Origin of the sequence: Sphingobacterium rhinopitheci (assembly GCF_022627575.1) — a bacterium.
Classification (GTDB): Bacteria; Bacteroidota; Bacteroidia; order Sphingobacteriales; family Sphingobacteriaceae; genus Sphingobacterium; species Sphingobacterium rhinopitheci.
The window spans coordinates 16,156-37,305 of sequence record NZ_JADEYQ010000011.1 but is presented as its reverse complement, the minus strand read 5'-3'; the positions used below and the strand labels follow the sequence as shown (position 1 = coordinate 37,305).

Here is a 21,150-nt window from a genome sequence, read left to right as displayed (position 1 = left end):
TCTTTAAAATGAAACCATAAGCCCAGCATTAATCAATCTGGCTTGCGGATAATATTGGCCTAATTGATTTGTTGATTCTGGGTCGTATACCTTAATCTTGCTCCATGTGAGTAAGTTTAAGCCACTTACATAAATTCTTATATTATTCATTTTTATCTTTTCTAATAGCGTAGGTGAAAAATTATATCCTAATTCTACATTCTTTAGTCGTATATAATTTGTGCTGCGGAGCCAATAGGTATTATTATATGAATAATATTGATCACTTCTATCGGTTATTCTAGGATGTTCACTACTTGGGTTGTCAACTGTCCAACGATTTTCATAAAATGTATGTAGGTAGTTACCAATGGCACCTGATTCATCTGTTCCTACACGAAGTTCTCCTCCTGTTGCCCCTTGAAATAGTATACTTAAATCAAAATTCTTGTAGGTCAATCCTAAATTTAATCCTCCTTGGAATGTAGGGTCTGTATTTTTATTCCTTCGTACTCTATCATCAGGAGTTATTTTACCATCACCATCATAATCTACATATTTCATATCTCCAGGTCTAAGATTGCCCGTTATAGAGCTGTAATCTATACTGTTTGAGGAGATGTCTGCAGCATCTCTAAAGACGCCATCATAGATATAAAACAAGCCTGCATTTATCGCCCTTCCTGTACTTTGTTGCCATTCAGGAGCACCAGGTGCTTCATCCCAAAAGATGATTTTATTTTTAGCATAACCACCATTTACAGACACATTATAACCTAACTCCCCAATTTTGTTCTTATAACCAACATTAAATTCCCATCCCGAATTATCTACTTTTCCAATATTTTCAGCCGGTAATGTCATGCCTGTACTTTGTGGAATAGACGCATTTCGACGCCATAATATACTATTTCTGCTATTTTTGAACACGTCAAATTCCGCATTTAGTTTTCCATTAAAGAATTGGAAATCAAGACCTAAATTATAATTGTTTGCAACCTCCCAAGTGATAAAATTATTAGGTACTCTACTTTCATATAATGATTTTACAACTTCATTACCAACTATATAGCTACCAAATGCATAGGTAGAATAGTATTGATATTCTTGCAATGCGCCATCATAATATATGTTATCATTACCCATCTGTCCATAGGAAGCCCTAATTTTGAAATAATTGATGAAGGAAACATTATCTTTCCAAAAGGTTTCTTCAGACACTAAATACCCTAACAATACCCCCGGGAAAAAGCCATATCTTTTGTTTTCAGGAAACATATAGGAACCATCATATCGCCACAAAAATTCACCTATATATTTGCTTTTGTAATTGTATCCAACTCGGCCAAAGTAATTTAACCGGGCACGTTCCCATGCGCCACCATTATTATCTTTTTCAGTGTCTCCTCCAGCAAATAGGTAATCTATATTTTCGGATAAGAAATACCTACGGTATGCGCTAAAATAATCGTTTCTAATCGTTTCTCTAGTGACACCTGCTAATATACTGAAGTTATGGTCGCCAATTTTTTTATCATAACTTAATATACCTCCCAGTAGAACATTTAGTTGATCTTCATCTGATTGAGTTAATCGAGGTTCGGCTGGACCTCGTTTACCAGCGATTAATTTTGGTGTAACACCATCTGCTTCATATTGGTCTTGCCATGTGTACAAATACCAGGGTGTTTGCCAGTTTTTTCCTTTTCTGAAGTATTTATCTACTGAGGCATTGATAGTTAATTTTAATCCTTCAACCCAAGGGTTTGTTATATCTACCTGACCATTTGTTTGTAAATAATAACGCTTGTCTTTATTGTACCCTGTTTCATTGGTAGTTATTACTACAGGGTTTTCGCCGTGTTCGATATCTGGGCCTGGCATACCATTAGGCCAATATGCTGGCATCGTGGGGTTACCACGCATGAGCATACGAAAAATGGTACCTGCACTTTTTGTTGGAGAATTTCGGTCTTCTTGACGTCCTAGTACCCCAAATTGTGTTTTTATATAAGGATTGATATTTGCATCTAGATTAATACGGAAATCATATTGTTTATATCCTGATGCTGAGTTTTTATAATAGGCATCTTGGTTTTGGTACCCCAAAGAAATTAAATATTTAATGTCATCTGTTCCTCCATCAATTTGTAAATTATGCCTTTGTTGAGGGGACCATTTTTTTAATGTAGCACCGTACCAATCTGTATTTGGATGCCCCCATGGATCGCTACCGTCTTTAAATAGGCTTATATCGTTTGGCGTGAATGGCGCCGTGATGGTATTGGTATTAGGTCTGATATAATTACCTGTTGAATTAAAACCCGTCAGTGCATTGGACCATTCTCCAACAGGGAGTTTATAAATCTCTAATTCGTTACGCATCTCTGCATATTCTACCGCATCAGCGAGTTTTGGAACAACTGTAGGTTGAGAAAAGCCTTCATTAAAGTTATATGATAATCTAGGTTTTCCTGATTTTCCTCTTTTTGTTGTCACTAATATTACACCGTTGGCTGCCCTCGCACCATAGATAGCTGCAGATGCATCTTTAAGGACAGAAATATTCTCTATATCAGCGGGATTTAATCGATCAAATCCGCCTTGGCGAGCAGGAACACCATCGATAACAATTAGTGGTCCACTATCGCCCAGTGTGTTAGAACCACGTATTTTAATACTTGATCCGTCGTATCCAGGTTCAGAACTAGAATTAGTAGCTATAACACCCGGAACACGTCCCGCAATAGCATTAGAAACATTCAATGCGGGTGATTTTTTTAAATCCTCACCTTTTACGGCGACGATTGATCCGGTTACAGTTTCCTTTTTTTGGACACCATAACCAACAACTACGACTTCATCCAAATCTGTACTGCTGCTTGATAATGTGACGTTAATCGTCGTTCTGTTGTTAATTTTTTGGGTCTCAGGGGATTTACCAACAACGGAAAATAAAATTGTACCGTTTTGGGGGACATTCTTTAATTCATAAGAACCGTCGTTTTTTGTGGTAGTTGTGATGCTTGTCCCTTGTATTGTAACGGTAACACCAACCATAGGGCTGTTAGTTTCTTGATCGCTAACAATACCTTTTACAGTAATGTTTTGTTGAAATACATTTTTTGTAAATGGAGAATATGGATTAGCAAATACACTCATATTTGGAGAATATGAACATGCTAACACTGTACCACCAATACATAAAAAAGTCTTCAAACCAGGCTTTAGGATAGGTTTTTTAGGCATATGTAAATGATTTTAAATATTAAAACCGAAGAGAGGATGTATATCCCTTGAGTTTATAATTGATGCTTAAAAATAGTAATTATTTTCTTTTTTTGTTATAAAATCCTACAATTCCTATCATTTTTGTTTTTCTTCTATGAAGAATAGATTAATAATTAATAAATATCATTATGATATATTTTACTGTAAATCTTTATTATTAAGTTTTAACTATTCTTAACAAACAAGTTTTCGCAATTGTCTGTTTATATAGTAATACTAATAATATAATACTTAAATATTTATACTATGGACTCATTAGATTTGAAAGGAAAATGGAACGAGCTAAAAGGTAAAGTTAAACAACAGTATGCCGACTTTACCGATGATGATCTAACCTATGAAGAAGGTCAAGATGACGAATTATTAGGGCGGATTCAACAAAAATTAGGAAAAACTAGAGAACAAGTTATTGATTGGTTAAATAGTTTAGGATAGCTGTATTTATCGTAACAAGAAAGGGAGCCATTTTTGTGAGCTCCCTTTTTTGTTATTTATTATTTTACCTTGTGATAGGGAAAACCAGCGATGATCCTTTTGTGGTATTATTGATCTATGCTTTAGTAATCGTATTATATACCTCTCCATTATACTAATGTAGCATTTTAGGACTATTCTTATTTATTGGTACAATTTGTCTCTTTGCTAAGATGTATTTATACCGACTTGTGGTAAGAGGATCTCCACTGAGGTATTGTGCTTTGCAAGGTTTATACCTTTTAGCTGAAATAACTATATGTTTTTACAATAGGCTAATAATGTCATTACTGATATTTTCATAACTTAGCAGTATGACAAAGAAGAAGCCTACTATTTTGGTCGTAAACGACGATGGTATAACGGCACCAGGTATAAAAGTGCTGTTGGAAGAGATGAAGAAATTGGGTAATGTGGTAGTCGTTGCTCCTGATGGACCTCAGTCTGGAATGGGACATGCTATTAGTATCGGTAAACCATTACGCTTGGATAAGGTGGAGATATACGAAGGTATAGAAATGTACAAATGCTCAGGTACGCCTGTAGATTGTGTCAAACTAGCTGTAGATCGTATATTTAGAGATAACAAACCTGATCTTTGTGTTTCTGGTGTCAATCATGGATTGAATTATTCCATCAATGTATTGTACTCGGGGACCATGTCTGCTGCTGTTGAAGGTGCTATTGAAGGTATTCCATCGATAGGTTTTTCATTAGATGATTTTTCGCATTCTGCTGACTTTACACATGTACGTCCTTATTTGGCTGGAATAGCGCAACAAGTATTAGCTAATGGCTTGCCGAAAGGAACCTTATTGAATGTCAATTTCCCACATATTGATAAGGAAATTAAAGGGATTAAAATCTGTCGTCAAGCGAATGGCAATTGGGTAGAGGAATTTGAACACCGTGTAGATCCTTACAATAGAGAGTACTATTGGATGACAGGGCGTTATGAGTGGATGGATAGAGGTGAAGATACGGATGTGTTCGCCATAAATAATGGTTATGTTTCTATCGTACCTACACAGTATGATATGACAGCACACCATGCTATTCAAGAGTTGAATAGTTGGAGTTTTGATTTAAACGATTAACCATGAAAAACTCTTTACCATTAGGTGTATTAATAGGTTTATTTTTTCCTTTAGTAGCTTATTTATTAACCGTATATACGGAGGTACAAGCAGCTTACTTTGTAGAGAAGCCGATCGCTATATATGTTATGGCTGCGGTTATTAATTTGGGTATTTTTAGGTTTTCTTATCGCGCAGGTAAAGATGTCTTCGCCAAAGGGATACTAATGATAACATTCCTAGCAATGCTATTTTTAGTATTTGGAACAGGCTTAAAAGTGTAGTAACATTTATAAAAAATAATAGTATGAAATTAACATTAGGGTTTTCCCCTTGTCCCAATGATACCTTTATTTTTGATGCTTTGATTCATCATAAAATAAATACTGAAGGCTTGGAATTTGATGTCGAATACCATGATGTTGAAACATTGAACCACAAGGCCCTCCGTGGAGAATTGGATATCACCAAGCTTAGCTATCATGCTTTTGCATATGCTATTGAACAGTATGAGCTATTAGATTCTGGCTCTGCATTGGGATTCGGTGTAGGGCCATTGTTGATTACTAAAGAGGAATCTTTGGCTAAGGATTTGGCTTTATATGCGGGCAAAGACTTACCTGACAAGTATAAAAAATTGAAAGTAGGTGTACCAGGGAAATACACGACAGCTAATTTTTTGTTAGGTTTAGCGTATCCCGAGCTTCAAAATAAAGTGGAGCTTGTTTTTTCAGAAATTGAAGCCTCTTTATTGGACGGTACCATTGACGTAGGATTGATCATACATGAAAATCGTTTCACCTATCAAAATAAAGGACTTTATAAAATCCACGATTTAGGTGACTTTTGGGAAAAAGCGACAAATAGTCCTATTCCCCTTGGAGGTATTGTCATAAAGAGGTCTTTGCCACAAGAAATAAAAGATATTGTAAACAGATTGATTCATGAATCTGTAGAATTTGCCTTTGCTAATCCCAAGTCGGGAATAGATTATATCCGCTCACATGCTCAAGAAATGGAAGAAGATGTGATGTATAAGCATATAGAACTGTATGTAAATCAGCACTCTTCGGACTTAGGTCCTTTAGGCAGAAAAGCTATTCAATCGATGTTCGACAAAGCTCGAGATTTAGGATTAATTCCCGAAACAGAAAAGAATATATTTTTAAAGGAAAAAAAGTAAAAAAATCCTTATTATACTGTAAGTTATCAGTTCGAATAAGTAAATTTGCTCGGTTAGTGCCAAAATGTCCTGCAAAATAGTTTGGATTTAATTTTGTGCATATGAAAAGAGATAAAATATAATTATGTTAAAATTTTTAAGCAAACTATTTGGTAGCAAGTCAGAGCGAGATATTAAAGCTGTTATGCCTCTTGTTAATCAAATTAAAGAGGAATATAGCAAGCTAGCCAATTTATCACATGATGAATTGCGTGCTAAAACATTTGAGTTTAAACGACGTATAGCAGAATATCTAAAAGAAATAGATGCTGAAATTGGACAACTTAATGAAAAGGCAGATGATCCTGCTACAGATATGGCAGACAAAACTGCGCTATATGAGAAAGTAGATAAGTTAAATAAAGATAGAGATAAAAAGCTTGAGGAAGTATTATTACAAATATTGCCTGAAGCTTTTGCTGTTGTTAAGGATACGGCCCGTCGCCTTTCTGAAAACAGTGTTTTAGAAGTTACCGCTTCTGCTTATGATAGAGAACTTGCGGCGCGCAAGCCTCATGTACGTATCGAAGGGGACAAAGCTTTCTGGAGCAATAAATGGTTAGCTGCAGGTAATGAGGTTACTTGGAATATGGTACACTATGATGTGCAGCTGATCGGTGGTATTGTATTACATGAAGGTAAGATTGCGCAGATGTCTACAGGTGAGGGTAAAACTTTAGTAGGTACATTACCAACTTATTTGAATGCATTGTCAGGCAAAGGGGTTCATATCATTACCGTAAATGATTACTTAGCAAAACGTGACTCTGAGTGGAATGCGCCATTGTTCGAATTCCATGGATTGTCTGTTGACTGTATAGATAAGCACCAACCAAATTCTCCCCAAAGACGTAACGCTTACAAAAGTGATATCGTTTATGGTACTAACAATGAATTTGGCTTTGATTATTTGCGTGACAATATGACGCAAACTCCTGATGCTATGGTGCAGGGCAAATTGCATTATGCGATGATTGATGAGGTCGATTCAGTACTGATCGATGACGCTCGAACGCCATTGATTATCTCTGGTCCTATTCCGATGGGCGATCAGCATGAGTTTTATCAATTGAAACCTCGTATTGAGCGTTTGGTAAATGCACAAAAAGCATATATCAATACTGTGTTTAATGAAGCCAAGAAAGCGATTGCTGCTGGTGATACAGATCCTGAAAAAGGAGGTTTAGCATTGTTCCGTTCGTACCGTGGTCTTCCTAAGAACAAATCGTTGATTAAATTCTTAAGTGAAGGTAATCACCGTCAAATCTTGCAAAAAATTGAAAACTATTACATGCAGGAGCAAAATCGTCATATGCCTAAAGCGGACAAAGAATTATTCTTTGTTATTGACGAGAAAAATAATCAAGTAGAGCTTACCGAAAAAGGTATCGAATTGATTACTGCTTCAGGTGAAGATCCTAGTTTCTTTATTTTGCCTGATGTAGGTACTGAAATCGCAGAGATTGAAAATTCTTCTGCTCCTTTAGAGGAGAAAGCTACGCGTAAAGAGGAATTATTACGTGATTACTCCATTAAAGCAGAGCGTATTCACTCGATCAATCAGTTGTTAAAAGCATATACTTTATTTGAAATTGATGATCAATATATCGTTGATGAAGGCAAAGTAAAGATTGTAGATGAGCAAACTGGTCGTATCATGGATGGCCGTCGTTATTCGGACGGTTTACACCAAGCTATCGAGGCCAAAGAAAATGTTAAAGTAGAAGATGCGACACAAACGTACGCAACTATTACTTTGCAAAACTACTTCCGTATGTACCACAAATTGTCAGGTATGACAGGTACAGCATCTACTGAAGCAGGTGAGCTTTGGGAAATATATAAATTAGACGTAGTAGAGATACCTACAAATAGAGGGATTCAACGTGACGATAGACAGGATTTGATTTATCGTACTGCACGTGAAAAATATAATGCCGTAGCGCAAGAGATTCAAACTTTAACAGAATTAGGCCGTCCAGTATTGGTAGGTACTACTTCGGTAGAGATTTCCGAGTTATTGAGCCGTATGTTGAAACTTAGAGGGATCAAACATAATGTCTTAAATGCGAAGTTGCACCAAAGAGAAGCGGAGATTGTGGCTGAAGCTGGTCAACCAGGACAGGTTACTATCGCAACAAATATGGCGGGTCGTGGTACCGATATTAAATTGACAGAAGAAGTAATTAATTCTGGAGGTTTAGCAATCATTGGTACTGAGCGTCACGAATCTCGTCGTGTAGACCGTCAGTTGAGAGGTCGTGCGGGTCGTCAAGGTGATCCAGGGTCGTCTCAATTTTTCGTGTCATTAGAAGATCCATTGATGCGTTTGTTCGCTTCGGAGCGTATCTCTAATATCATGGTGAAGATGGGGGTTGAAGATGGTGAAGTAATGCAACATAGTATGTTGACAAAATCTATTGAGCGTGCACAACGTAAAGTAGAGGAAAATAACTTCGGTATTCGTAAACGTCTATTGGAATATGATGACGTTATGAATTCACAACGTTCGGTAATCTATACTAAGCGTAAGAATGCCCTATTTGGTGAGCGTCTAGACGTAGATTTGAATAATACGATTTATGATGTTGTCGAAGATGTGGTTACTTCAGCTAAAGAAGGTGGTTCTTTTGAAGAACTACAAATTGAAGTCATCCGTTTGTTTGCTGTAGATCCTAATTTATCATCAGAAGAGTATACTTCAGGTAGTATATTCACATTGACAGAGAAATTATTTAGTCAAATCATAGCTCATTATGAGCAAAAAGCTAAACATATTGCTTCTCATACCTTACCAGTTTTAACTAACGTAATGGCGGAGCGTGGTGAAATGATTGAAAATATCATTGTCCCATTCTCGGATGGTATTCGTGGTATTCAAGTTGCTACAAATTTGAAAAAAGCTATTGAGACCAATGGTCAAGAGGTATTCAAATCATTTGAAAAAGGTGTTGTTTTAGCATTAATTGACGAAGCGTGGAAAGAGCATTTACGTGAGATGGATGATTTAAAACAATCTGTACAAAATGCTGTTTATGAGCAAAAGGATCCTATTATTATTTATAAAATGGAAGCCTTCAACTTGTTCAAAAGCATGTTAGCAGCGATGAATAAAGAGATTGTAAGTTTCTTATTCAAAGGCGAAATTCCAGGCTCACAACAAGCTGAAAATGTACAAGAAGCAAAACCAATTCCCGCTCAACCTGCAAATGTGATTGCATCGAAGGAAGATTTAGATTCCCCAACGGGTGTTTCTGAAGAAGATATCGCCGTAACACAACCCATTCGCAATGATCAAGTAATTGGTAGAAATGAAGAATGTCCATGTGGATCAGGATTGAAATATAAAAATTGTCACGGTAAGAACGGATAATTAACAAAATATAAATAGTGATGTTGAATAGAGGATTGATTTTAGGATTTACTTTAATGCTTGGTAGCTTTTCCCTTAAAGCACAAGAGTCAGGAATAATAGATGTATCTAAGGATACGCTGATTACCATCCTGCAGAATTTTAGAGCAGAGAATGAAATCAATCCTACAACAACACGTACCGTAAGCTTGGCTCCCAAAATACTGGACAAAGCTAAAGCAACGCGCGTAAAACGTAAAGGTTTTAGAGTCCAAATATATTCCGGGGCAAATCGTTCGGAAGCGCAAGCTATACAATCACGGTTTAAAAGTTTACACCCAGAGATGGACGCCTATATAGCTTATCATGAACCCAATTTTCGTGTTAAGGTAGGTGATTTTACCAGTCGTACAGAAGCAAATAATTATATGCGTATTCTGCGTTCTCAGTACAATAATGTCTTCGTACTCCAAGAAGATATATGGACTTGGGAATAAAATAACTTCACTTTAGTGTTATGGCCAATTTAAAAAGTAATATTCAACAGTTGGCGAAAGATTTTTTTACTGAAACCGTAGAAAATCGTCGTCATTTACACCAAAATCCAGAATTATCTTTCGAGGAATACCAAACTTCGGCTTTTGTGAAGCAAAAACTGGATGAGCTTAATATTCCCTATCAGACGATGGCTAATACAGGCGTTGTTGGTATTATTAAAGGTGAATTAGCATCCGATAAGGTAATAGCGTTGCGTGCTGATATGGATGCTTTGCCGATTACGGAGGTAAAAGGACGAAGCTATGGTTCTCAAAACCCTGGAGTTATGCATGCTTGTGGTCATGATGTGCATACTTCTTCCCTATTGGGGGTTGCAAAAATATTACAGCATTTGAAATCTTCTTTCGGTGGTACCGTAAAGTTGATATTCCAGCCTGGTGAAGAAAAGCTCCCTGGTGGTGCTTCTTTAATGATAAAGGAAGGTGTACTCAGAAATCCTGAACCCTCAGCTGTTATAGGACAGCATGTAATGCCTTTTATTGAAGTCGGTAAGGTAGGCTTTAGATCTGGACAATACATGGCCTCATGTGACGAATTGTTTATGACGGTACGTGGCAGAGGTGGTCATGGTGCTCAACCACATCAGAATATTGACCCTATAGCTATTACAGCACAAATAATAACGGGCTTGCAACAAGTAGTAAGTAGATTTGCGGATCCACGCATACCAACGGTTTTATCATGGGGAAAAATTATCGGCAATGGTGCTACAAATATTATCCCGGATGAAGTTTATCTCGAAGGTACATTTCGTACATTCAATGAAGAATGGCGTGCCGATGCGCATCAAAAAATGGTGAAAATGGCACAAGGTATTGCTGAAAGTATGGGTGCAAGCTGTGATTTTGAGGTCCGTAAAGGATATCCTTTTCTCGTAAATGAACCTAAATTGACTGAAAATGCCCGTTCATTTGCTAAAGAATACCTTGGGGATAATAATGTAGTAGAGCTTGAATTGTGGCCTGCAGCAGAAGATTTCTCCTATTACTCGCAAGAAGCTAATGCTTGTTTCTATCGCTTGGGTACAGGTAATAAAGAAAAAGGTATTCTGTCTGCCGTGCATACACCAACTTTTGATATTGATGAAAATGCTTTAGAATTAAGTATTGGATTAATGTCTTATATTACTATAAAACAATTAAGCGAATAAAAGTATGTCTTCGCATCATGTAATAAGAGAAAATCAAGAACCAGCAGTATTGGTTCAAGATTTTTCGGCTTTAGACTTAGAATCTTTTGGTCAACTATTGGAATGGTCGCCTACTGTTGTCACCAATGAGGATAGTGTAGACATTCTACTAGCAGAAGGGATCAAAGTAGATATATTATTTGCAGATCATGTGCTTCCTCCCCTGCAGGAGCATACTAAAGTAGTACCTCAAGAAGGAGATTTTTTGGAGGTCGCTTTACGTTATCTTATTGACCATAATCATAAAGCTGTAAATATCCTTAGTTCTTATATACCAACGAATATAGGTCTATTGGCAAAAGATATTAATATCGTCCTATTTTTTCAATCTAAGCGCTTTGTATTTGTACGGCATACTTATGAAAAATGGAAACCCAAGGGTGAGTTTGTTTATATTGATGAGTCATTGGTAAAGTCCTTTCAGGGCTTAGCGCATAACAGTAAAGGTACTTTTGTGACGACCAATGATGGTTTTATACAATTGGAGTTTAATACGGAAGAATTTGTACTAATAGGAGAAGATATATAATGTTTCACGTGACTAAAGCGACGGCGGATCAAGCTCAGATTATTCATGATTTGGTACATCAAATCTATTATCCTACCTACAAAGATATCCTTACTAAGGAACAAATAGATTTTATGCTGGATAAGAGTTATACGATTGAGGCCCTACAACACGCAATGGCTACAGATCAAGACTTTTATCTCTTGAAAGAAGAAGATGAATACGTCGGCTTCATGGCTTTAAAGCAAGCTACAGATACTATAGTACGTATAGAAAAGCTATATTTACTGCCTGAGATGCAAGGAAAAGGTTGTGGTAAGTTGTTGATCAATTACGCCCAAGATATGGCCTTATCAGTAGGTAAACATAGATTAGAGCTGAATGTAAACCGTGGTAATAAAGCGTACAATTTTTATTTGAAACAAGGGTTCAAAGTCATCCAAGAAATAGATATTCCATACTATGGCTATATCTTAGATGACTATGTCATGCAGCAAGATTTTTAATCTTTCAATTTTTCTACACGATTTGGTGTTTGGCTACCATCAACAATACCTTTAGCACCGATAGCAATAGCCTCAATACTTGATTTTATATTGCCAATATCCAAAGTACTTATCTCATCTTTTACAGTATGATAATATTCATCCTTATCTATTTGTGATGTCGAAAAGGTATGTGCAGGTACTCCTAAAGCTGCTAAGACAGCATTATCACTTCTATAAAATAGGTTTTGTGCCGTGTATGGATCTGGGTGAAATGTAAATGATGAACCTTTGAGATTTTGCTGCATCAATATGCCTAAGTTTGATCGATCATAGCCTGTAATATATAAGCTATTCGGACCAAATTTCGAATCTTTACCGATCATCTCTATATTGATCATGGCTACTACGCTATCTGCATTGATATTATTAGAAAAATATTTTGAACCATACATACCTACTTCTTCTCCTGTGAAAGCTACAAATATCAAAGTACGTGCATTATTCCCCTGTTCCTTATAATATTTTGCTAAGCTGATCATCGCCGTAATACCGGACGCATCATCGTCAGCACCATTAGCGATAGAATCTTGTCCTCCTTCGGCAGGTAAAATACCTATATGATCATAATGTCCAGAAAATATTACATATTCATGGGGCTTTTCATTGCCTGGGATCATACCTGCTACATTACTCATCGTGATCGGCTGAATATTGTTTTTATAGCTGATTTGGAAATCTTTGGTCAATCCTTCAGCAACTATAAATACGCGTGTAGGTGTACTTTTTGCTGATGCTGCGCTTACATTATCCTTACCATATATTTTATTGAAGCGTTCAATATAAGATGCAAATGAGGGGTCTACCCATACAATTATGTTTTCATTGCCATTGGCATATGCCCTAAATTTAGTTGCAAAATCATCCGTCTTTTTTATTAGCCCTATTTGTATGTTTGATTTTTGATCCCAAGTAAGTTCTTTTTCATTGCCTAGGATAAGGAATTTATTTTTCGCGATCGGTTTACTATCCAATACGACTGCTGCCTCTTCCCTACTTACTTTATTCATGGCGAAGCTTTGTTTGTAGCTATCTTTTGCATAAGGCTCCAATCCTATTGCCCTGAATTCTGATGCGATGAAGTCTGCAGCTCGTTCTGCATCGGCTGTAAATGCATGCCTTCCTCTCATATCGTCAGAGGCTAATTCACCCAATACGCGCTCTATAAAGGACGTTTCTACAATATTATTAGTGTCTTGAGCATAACTATTATTAAATCCCAAGATCAAACTTATGCTTAGTATAAAAGCTTTTTTCATATTACGTTATTTTGGTACAATTTACTAAAAAATAAAACATACCAATGACTTACTAGTTTATATATCTAGATAAATTCTTATATATTTGAGTATAAAATTTTAGAACTATGAAAGAGGTTACAGTACAAGAACTAAAGTCGATGATTGATGATAATGTAGCGTTTCAATTGATCGATGTGCGTGAACCATTTGAATATGAGGTGTCAAATCTTAATGGCCTAAATATTCCACTTTCAGGAATTTTAATTGAAGCGGATAAAGTTTCTAAAGATATTCCTGTAATTATTCAATGTCGTTCGGGTAAAAGAAGTGCCCAAGCCGTGATGGTATTAGAACAACAAGGTTATACGAATTTAGCTAATCTTCAAGGCGGTATCTTAGCTTGGAAAGAAGATATTGATCCTGAATTGGACGTTTATTAGTAGCTATAGTCATAGCTAATAAAAAAGCGACCCATATTATACTGCCCCCAAAAGTTATATACTTTTGGGGGCTTTTTTATTAGTATTATCTTATTATATGTTTCTTTTTGATAGTAAATATCTAATAATCAACACTTTTGTGATGTAGTTTGTTAATATTTACTCCTGTTAAATGTTATTTTTATAAAAATAATATCACAAAGGTTTAATTATTTTCTTTTATGTAATTTAGGATAACCAAATTATCTAGAAATGTCAACAAATCCAAGGTATAGTTTTTTCAAAGGTGTAGAACGGAGTTTTGATAAAGCAGCTAAATTTACACGATTCCCCAAAGGTATTTTGAATCAGATAAAAGAATGTAATTCGACGCTTCAAGTTAAATTTCCTGTACTTATCAATGGTAAGGTAGAGGTATTTGAAGCGTATAGAGTACAGCATTCACACCACAAATTGCCCTGCAAAGGAGGTGTTCGTTTTAGTAAATCTGTTAACCAAGATGAGGTAATGGCATTAGCTGCATTGATGACCTATAAATGTGCTATTGTTAATGTTCCTTTTGGAGGTGGAAAAGGAGGAATAAAAATAGATCCTTCTATTTATTCTGTAGCAGATCTTGAACGTATTACGAGACGGTATACGTTTGAGTTGTGTAAGAAGAATTTTATAGGCCCCGGATTAGATGTCCCAGCACCGGATTATGGTACCAGTAGTCGCGAGATGAGTTGGATAGTAGATACATATTCCTCTTTGAATCCTAGTGATTTGAATGCATTAGGTTGTGTTACGGGTAAGCCTATTTCCCAAGGTGGCGTTAGAGGTCGCGTGGAAGCAACGGGCATGGGGGTATTTTTTGGGATTAGGGAAGCCTGTTCTATAAAAGAAGATATGGCAAAATTGGGCCTTTCTACAGGGATCAAAGGTAAAGCGATTATTATTCAAGGTTTAGGTAATGTAGGTTATCATGCCGCTAAATATTGTCAGCAGGCAGGCGCTATTATTGTTGGATTGATAGAATATAATGGAGCCATCTATAAAGAATCTGGTTTGGATATAGATGAGGTACAAGCTTATCGTAAGCGAAATGGCTCTTTGTTGAATTTTCCAGGTGCAACGAGTTTCGAAGATGAAACTAAAGGGCTTGAACAGCCCTGTGATATTCTTATTCCTGCAGCGTTGGAAGCAGTAATTCATAAAGATAATGCGCATGCTATTCAAGCCAAAATAATCGGTGAGGCAGCCAACGGTCCTTTGACCCCGGATGCGGACGATATCCTAAATAAAAAAGGGGTCTTAGTAATTCCTGATATGTATTTAAATGCCGGTGGCGTAACGGTTTCCTATTTTGAATGGTTAAAAAATTTGAGCCATGTTCGTTATGGTAGACTAGAGAAACGTTTTACCGAAAATAGATACTCCGATATTGTGTCTTCTTTGGAGGCTTTGACCAATAAGAATGTTGGTGCTATCGAAAGACGTAATATCTTGAAAGGCCCTGAGGAGATTGATTTAATACATTCTGGTTTGGAAGATACAATGATGGGATCCTATCACGAAATAAGAGATATATACATCAATACAGCAGGCGTCGAAGATATGCGTACAGCAGCATTTATATGTGCTATAAATAAGATTGGAGTAGCTTATGAAGAGTTAGGGATATTTCCATAATCTTATATTCTCAAAAAATAATTTCGTACTTTTGGGGTATGAAGAGTCTTTATCACCAGACTAAACAAGCCTTCTTATTTAGTTTGGCTTTCTATTTAGTGTCCGTTGTGCTAATGATTTTTAAAGTTAGTTATGGCCCTATTTTATTTAGTGTGGCCCTATTGATTTCTTTGATTTGGGTATTCTTAGTACTGCGGGAAATAATGCTTTCTTCTAAGATCGGAAATGCAGAAAGATTAATTCTGTTATTATTCATCATATTTACCAATATTATTGGAGGTACAGCATATTTCTTTCTGTTAAGAGATCGGGTGACAAGGACAAAAAGTTGAAACTTATGAAAAAACACTTTATTTTAAATCTTCTCCTAAACTTAGGGATTATTTTCTTGTTAATGAGTAGTGTCGCTGCTTACCAAAGTGGTAATATGCTTATTTTAGGCGCATCAATTGCTATTGCTGTGGTTCTAATATATTTGAAAGTGGTCTTACTAAAGTTTGTAAATAAGGATCTAGCAAATAAGCACCAAGAAAAAATCAAGAATGAAAAAATGACTAAAACGAAGAAATAATTTTTTAAGAGATTGTACTGTTTTAGCGCTTTATATTATAGTAATAAAAAAGGAAATCTATTGATTTCCTTTTTTATATTTTAGGGGATATTATTTTACAAAAGGAGCTTTCTTAACTACCGCTTTTACTTTTTGATCACGGATACTGATGTATATTTCAGTTCCTTCTTTAGTAAATGCTAAGTCAACATAACCTAAGCCTATTGATTTCTTTAAAGTCGGGGATTGTGTTCCTGAAGTAACTCGGCCAATTACGTTACCATCGATATCTACGATTTGATAATCATGACGTGCAATACCACGATCAATCATTTCAAAACCTATTAATTTTTGTGTTAAGCCGCGTTCTTTTTCTGCTTTTAAGTTATCCGAGTTTACAAAGTCTTTAGTGAATTTTGTAACCCAGCCTAATCCTGCCGCTAATGGAGAGGTTGTATCATCAATATCATTACCGTATAGACAAAAACCCATTTCTAAACGCAATGTATCACGAGCGCCTAAGCCAATTGGTTTTATACCATATGCTGCTCCTGCTTCAAATATAGCATCCCATACTTGCTTAGCATCTTTATTGTCTACATATATCTCAAAACCGCCTGCGCCAGTATATCCTGTAGCAGATACAATTACGTTGTCAACACCCGCAAATTGCCCTTTAGAGAACGTGTAGTACTCCATTGATGCTAATTCGATTTCTGTTAATGATTGTAAAGCTTCTGCAGCTTTAGGTCCTTGAATCGCTAATAAAGAGGTTTGATCAGATATGTTTTTCATCTCTACACCGTATGTATTGTACTTGCTGATCCAGTTCCAATCTTTTTCTATGTTTGATGCATTAACTACTAAGAAGTAGGTTTGATCATCAATTTTGTACGTTAAGAAATCATCAACAATACCGCCTTCTTCGTTTGGAATATAACCATATTGAACTTTACCATCATATAGTTTTGAGGCATCATTTGATGATATTTTTTGGATTAAGTCCAAAGCTTTTTCTCCTTTTAGGATAAACTCACCCATATGACTCACGTCAAATACACCGACAGCAGTACGGACAGTCTCGTGCTCTACATTAATGCCAGAATATTGAACAGGCATATTGAAGCCAGCAAATGGCACCATTTTGGCCCCTAATGAGATATGAAGATCAGTTAAAGCAGTATTTTTCATTCTTTAGTATTATAAGTATATTTTATTACAAAAATAATTAATATATCGGGATTATTAGGCTTTAATTTGCAATATTCTTAATATTGTGCAATCGGTTTCGGAGCCTCCGACGGCTTAATTTTTAAGATATCTAATACACGGATAAACTCCTCTTGTAAGGGCGCATTTATACTGATTTGTTGTTCACTATGAGGGTGTTGGAAAGATAAGTGCGTAGCATGTAATAGCATGGTGTCCATGTTGAATTTTTCCTTCCACAGTTTGTTTTGCTTATTACAACCATGTGGCCTATCCCCTATTATCGGGTACATAATATGTGCAAAATGACGACGTAATTGGTGCATCCGACCGGTTTCAGGATTTGCTTTTACATAAGAATAACGCGAGGTAGTAAATTTTCCTTGTGGAACATCTATCTCTGCAGTGGCTAATCTCGTATAATGTGTGATCGCTTCTTGGATGGTTCCATTTTCTTTGGCTAAAGGGTAATCTATCGTACCTTCTTCCGGGCAGTAACCGCGAAGGATAGCGACGTATTCTTTGTTGATTTTTTTGTCCGCAAAATAAGGTTGGATCAATTGATCTGTAGTTTTATCTAAGGAAAATAATAAAACTCCTCCTGTTTTTCGGTCTAAACGATGTGCTGGATATACTGGTTGACCTATTTGGTCACGTAAGATCTGTAATGCAAACTCGGACGTATCTGCCGCAATGGAAGAGCGGTGTACCAATAAACCATGTGGTTTGTTGATCGCGATTAGGTGTTCATCTCGATAAAGGATATCTAATATCATTATAAAGATTTTAAAACACCTATAATTTCATCTGCTTTTTCGTCTATTTTTGGACTTAACCATATTGTTTGGAGCGCTCCTCCACCAATCGGCATCTCTTGTCCTTCCCATTTTAGGGTCGCAACGCTAAATAGGTAATAGTTTTTAATGATAATATTATTGTTGACAAATTCGTTTACGGTTTTATGGCCGAATAATGCCATCGCCAAATCTACAGCACCTTGATCTTTATAGTGCAGCTGTTGCTTTACGATGGTTGTCGCTTTATTGCTAATAGCGTCTTCAAATTTCTCTTTTGAAGGGTTTGTAAGGATGCAAATCAACATGAATGCAACCATAAGAAGTGCAAATACTCTTGTTTTAGACATAGTACAAAAATAAGCCTTTACTTTTGAAATGCTTTATATTTAGAAAAACAAAAGGTTCAGACGATGCTGAACCTTTTGTGTATAGTTTTTATTTTAATGCGAATACGCAATCAATGTAGCAGCTTAGTTTTATTGGCTTAATATCAAGATTCAAAGCATTGGATTCCATCACCGTATTATCTGCCATTGCAACTTTTGAAAGCATATAACGTGGTTGTGGTATTAAGTCATTAAAATTGAAATTGCTGTTGTCGTTTATGACTAAAACATTACCTATCGATTGGCCATCTGCAGCCGCTAATATCTCTGCATTATTGCGCGCATCTTTGACAGCTGTAGTTTTTAATTCCTTCTCAATCTCACGCTTTTTGCTGTGGTCATATCCTTCGATAGCTGTACTCTGTAACCCTTGAGGGTCGATCTTGTCCATCATATCGTTTAAGCCATTAAGGTTGGTTACTTTAATCCTATATTGTCTTGATTGAAGCAATTCATTGTTTTTTTTCTTGTTTTGCTGATTATAGCTGAATATATTCTGAATCGTAAAATCTTCTTTCTTTACGCCTGCTGCTATAGCAGCATCAAATAGCTGCTTTTCAAGTGTTTCGATGGACACCTTCTTTTTTTGATTACCATCCTTATAGAATTCCTTGATATTGATCGATAGGTATATTATATCTGGTGTTACTTCTTTTTCGGCATACCCTTTGGTTGCTACTTTTCTACTATTCTCTACGTTTATGGTTTGTGCGTTTACCGTTATTATAGAGATTATTAATACTAATAATGTACTTATTTTTTTCATATAGATATATTTTATGTTGCTTTTTTATTTGACTCAAAGAAGACATAAATGTTTAACTTCACTTTCAAAAAATTGTTGAGTTTTATATAATTAAATATTATCTTTAGGAAATTAATACAATATAGTAATGCAAGAAGGTAAAGTAAAATTTTTTAATGAAACTAAAGGTTTCGGTTTCATCATCCCAGCTTCAGGCGAGAGCGAATTGTTCGTTCACGTTTCAGGATTAATTGACAAAATTCGTGAAGGCGACGATGTTTCTTACGAAGTTGAGCAAGGCCGTAAAGGTCTTAACGCAGTGAATGTAAAAGTTATCTAAGATAATACTCAATATATTTATTGTGAACAGCCCGAAATTATAAGAATTTCGGGCTTTTTTTTTAGCTAAATTACCTCATCTTTTTTACAGATGAGTTGCATAGCTAAAGAAATAGATTTTTCTCAATATGCTCTCTTTTAATTGAACCATCATTATAGTCTATTTTCGGATCTTCACCATATTTATTGGCCCCAAAATCCCCTTTTTTGATCAATAAGTAAAGGATATATATTATCCCTATTATTGTAAATACCCACAAAAAGTTCCATCCTGAATGGTCCGTATCATGTAACCTTCGTACAATCACTGCTATCGTTGGTACTGTTACAATTAATGAATAGATAGTTTCTATTATTCCGGTGTTGTTATTACCGTATGACAACGCAAATGTTTTATCAATATAAGCTAAAATAAAACCAATACTTAAATTGAATATAACAAATATCCAATATTCTTTTCGACGTGCTCTACCTCTGAAATTAGCGTAGTTTTGTGTTATCACCTTTAGATACCAGTTCATAGATTACAGTATTATGTAATAATAAATTTTAATCTAAAGTAAATAAATTTTTGTTAAATTTTATTTATTAATGAAATATTTCTTCTAAAATTAACAATGAATTAATTTTACCAAAGTTTTCAGTATGTAACTTATAAAAATTTATAATTTGTTGAAGTAGGTATATGCGGTCCGAATGATTTATAATTAGTGCTTGACTCTCGTCATAGTTTGCCGTTAATATCCCATGAAATATCGACGTATGTGGCTCTTGTAATACGTAAGTATGTGCGGGGGCATAGGCCGTAAAAATCCCCTCTACTAAATCAAAATAAGGCTTTACTTCGGCTGTTGTCGTTGGCGTATATCCCAAAAATCGACTTAGCTTCATTAAAAAACAAAGATGAAAGTTGCTGATGGAACCTGTTGTCTCATCTAGCCATAGGATAGATTGATGGATAAAGTGATAAAGATGTGGATCTGCTGCCTGATGTTTTAATACTTTAAATAATACTTCGTTTAAAAACATACTAACGGCACTCTTTTGGATGTCTAAAGGGATGGTCTTTAGCGAAGGTGATGCTTGCGCCTCTTTGATGCGTTGGAGTGAGCCATTCTCTTTCACATAAACAACCATATCTAATAAATGCAAGGGCTGTAATAAATTCGCATGTATTTTTGCTTTAGGCTTACGGGCTCCAGGGATCAGATAGGATTGTAAACCTAGATATTCTGTATATATCTGAGCTACAACACTATTTTCGGAATATTTTGTTACTTTAAGTGCTATACCACGTGTCCTCTGAAGCATCTCTTTTTTGCTGTTTTTTACAAAGGTAATAACTTAATTTGTAGCGAACATGATCTATAATTATGAATTGTATATCGCTTACAATTGTGAATTGTTGAAAACTATTTTGCCAAATTCCTTAAAAACGCGATTTATAAACTTATACATTTGCATGCTAAGCCCTCCTATTGAATTGTTTGCGAAAAAATAATTCTCCCAGATTCTTGTAAGTCCAAAAAAAAATATAGATATTTGCAAACTCTTTGCAGAGAGTGCAAAGTAGTATTT

General features: G+C 35.7%; 21 protein-coding genes. 13 read left to right on the top strand and 8 right to left on the bottom strand.

Translation table 11 applies throughout. The features are described from left to right. Positions 1-3: 3 nt before the first annotated feature. Positions 4-3,228: a SusC/RagA family TonB-linked outer membrane protein gene (locus tag IP023_RS10925; RefSeq protein WP_241790316.1), complete on the bottom strand. Its 3,225-nt coding sequence runs from the start codon at positions 3,226-3,228 to the stop codon at positions 4-6. Positions 3,229-3,516: 288 nt separating this feature from the next. Here IP023_RS10925 and IP023_RS10920 point away from each other — a divergent pair, with 288 nt between their 5' ends. The 9 genes from IP023_RS10920 to IP023_RS10880 all read left to right on the top strand — a co-directional run bounded on the left by IP023_RS10920 (position 3,517) and on the right by IP023_RS10880 (position 12,155). Further along, positions 3,517-3,705 (top strand): CsbD family protein, encoded by a 189-nt coding sequence (locus IP023_RS10920; RefSeq protein WP_241790315.1) that lies wholly within the window; start codon positions 3,517-3,519, stop codon positions 3,703-3,705. A 353-nt stretch (positions 3,706-4,058) separates the two neighbouring features. Further along, complete coding sequence (surE, locus tag IP023_RS10915) at positions 4,059-4,841, top strand: 5'/3'-nucleotidase SurE (RefSeq protein ID WP_241790314.1); 783 nt, start codon at positions 4,059-4,061, stop codon at positions 4,839-4,841. 2 nt (positions 4,842-4,843) lie between these two features. Further along, entirely contained in the window at positions 4,844-5,104 is a 261-nt protein-coding gene (locus IP023_RS10910; protein WP_241790313.1) for a hypothetical protein, read from the top strand. Positions 5,105-5,127: 23 nt separating this feature from the next. Then, entirely contained in the window at positions 5,128-6,003 is an 876-nt protein-coding gene (locus IP023_RS10905; protein ID WP_241790312.1) for a menaquinone biosynthesis family protein, read from the top strand. A 124-nt stretch (positions 6,004-6,127) separates the two neighbouring features. Next, positions 6,128-9,415, top strand: coding sequence for a preprotein translocase subunit SecA (secA, locus tag IP023_RS10900; RefSeq protein WP_241790311.1), 3,288 nt, complete (start codon positions 6,128-6,130; stop codon positions 9,413-9,415). A gap of 20 nt (positions 9,416-9,435) precedes the next feature. Beyond that, positions 9,436-9,891: an SPOR domain-containing protein gene (locus tag IP023_RS10895; RefSeq protein ID WP_241790310.1), complete on the top strand. Its 456-nt coding sequence runs from the start codon at positions 9,436-9,438 to the stop codon at positions 9,889-9,891. 20 nt (positions 9,892-9,911) lie between these two features. Continuing rightward, a complete protein-coding gene (locus tag IP023_RS10890) occupies positions 9,912-11,102 on the top strand; it encodes a M20 metallopeptidase family protein (RefSeq protein ID WP_241790309.1) in 1,191 nt (396 codons plus the stop codon). Between the two features lie 4 nt (positions 11,103-11,106). After that, positions 11,107-11,670, top strand: coding sequence for a thiamine diphosphokinase (locus tag IP023_RS10885; RefSeq protein ID WP_241790308.1), 564 nt, complete (start codon positions 11,107-11,109; stop codon positions 11,668-11,670). A gap of 8 nt (positions 11,671-11,678) precedes the next feature. Further along, positions 11,679-12,155, top strand: a complete 477-nt coding sequence (locus IP023_RS10880) for a GNAT family N-acetyltransferase (protein ID WP_241790307.1) — start codon at positions 11,679-11,681, stop codon at positions 12,153-12,155. On the opposite strand, the gene IP023_RS10875 is transcribed toward IP023_RS10880, so the two are convergent. After that, positions 12,152-13,453: a M20/M25/M40 family metallo-hydrolase gene (locus IP023_RS10875; RefSeq protein ID WP_241790306.1), complete on the bottom strand. Its 1,302-nt coding sequence runs from the start codon at positions 13,451-13,453 to the stop codon at positions 12,152-12,154. The two genes, IP023_RS10880 and IP023_RS10875, sit on opposite strands and share 4 nt — an antisense overlap. 107 nt (positions 13,454-13,560) lie before the next feature. On the opposite strand from IP023_RS10875, the gene IP023_RS10870 reads away from it, so the two are divergent. The 3 genes from IP023_RS10870 (at position 13,561) to IP023_RS10860 (ending at position 16,117) form a co-directional block, all read left to right on the top strand. Beyond that, complete coding sequence (locus tag IP023_RS10870) at positions 13,561-13,875, top strand: rhodanese-like domain-containing protein (RefSeq protein WP_241790305.1); 315 nt, start codon at positions 13,561-13,563, stop codon at positions 13,873-13,875. 252 nt (positions 13,876-14,127) lie between these two features. Beyond that, on the top strand, positions 14,128-15,546 hold the full coding sequence (locus IP023_RS10865; protein WP_241790304.1) for a Glu/Leu/Phe/Val family dehydrogenase: 1,419 nt from the start codon (positions 14,128-14,130) through the stop codon (positions 15,544-15,546). Between the two features lie 337 nt (positions 15,547-15,883). Beyond that, entirely contained in the window at positions 15,884-16,117 is a 234-nt protein-coding gene (locus IP023_RS10860) for a DUF6358 family protein (RefSeq protein ID WP_241790303.1), read from the top strand. A 90-nt stretch (positions 16,118-16,207) separates the two neighbouring features. On the opposite strand, the gene gcvT is transcribed toward IP023_RS10860, so the two are convergent. From gcvT to IP023_RS10840, 4 genes are all read right to left on the bottom strand, one after another. Continuing rightward, entirely contained in the window at positions 16,208-17,287 is a 1,080-nt protein-coding gene (gene gcvT / locus IP023_RS10855) for a glycine cleavage system aminomethyltransferase GcvT (RefSeq protein WP_241790302.1), read from the bottom strand. 77 nt (positions 17,288-17,364) lie between these two features. Beyond that, positions 17,365-18,078 (bottom strand): pseudouridine synthase, encoded by a 714-nt coding sequence (locus IP023_RS10850; protein WP_241790371.1) that lies wholly within the window; start codon positions 18,076-18,078, stop codon positions 17,365-17,367. A 2-nt stretch (positions 18,079-18,080) separates the two neighbouring features. After that, positions 18,081-18,449 carry a hypothetical protein gene (locus IP023_RS10845; RefSeq protein ID WP_241790301.1) on the bottom strand — a complete coding sequence of 123 codons (369 nt, stop codon included), beginning with the start codon at positions 18,447-18,449 and terminating at the stop codon, positions 18,081-18,083. 88 nt (positions 18,450-18,537) lie between these two features. Continuing rightward, positions 18,538-19,254 carry an SIMPL domain-containing protein gene (locus IP023_RS10840; protein ID WP_241790300.1) on the bottom strand — a complete coding sequence of 239 codons (717 nt, stop codon included), beginning with the start codon at positions 19,252-19,254 and terminating at the stop codon, positions 18,538-18,540. A gap of 127 nt (positions 19,255-19,381) precedes the next feature. Between IP023_RS10840 and IP023_RS10835 the strand changes: the two genes are divergently transcribed. Further along, a complete protein-coding gene (locus IP023_RS10835; RefSeq protein WP_241790299.1) occupies positions 19,382-19,573 on the top strand; it encodes a cold-shock protein in 192 nt (63 codons plus the stop codon). Positions 19,574-19,676: 103 nt separating this feature from the next. On the opposite strand, the gene IP023_RS10830 is transcribed toward IP023_RS10835, so the two are convergent. Beyond that, positions 19,677-20,093 (bottom strand): DUF805 domain-containing protein, encoded by a 417-nt coding sequence (locus IP023_RS10830; RefSeq protein ID WP_241790298.1) that lies wholly within the window; start codon positions 20,091-20,093, stop codon positions 19,677-19,679. A gap of 67 nt (positions 20,094-20,160) precedes the next feature. After that, complete coding sequence (gene recO / locus IP023_RS10825) at positions 20,161-20,883, bottom strand: DNA repair protein RecO (RefSeq protein ID WP_241790297.1); 723 nt, start codon at positions 20,881-20,883, stop codon at positions 20,161-20,163. Between the last annotated feature and the right edge of the window lie 267 nt (positions 20,884-21,150).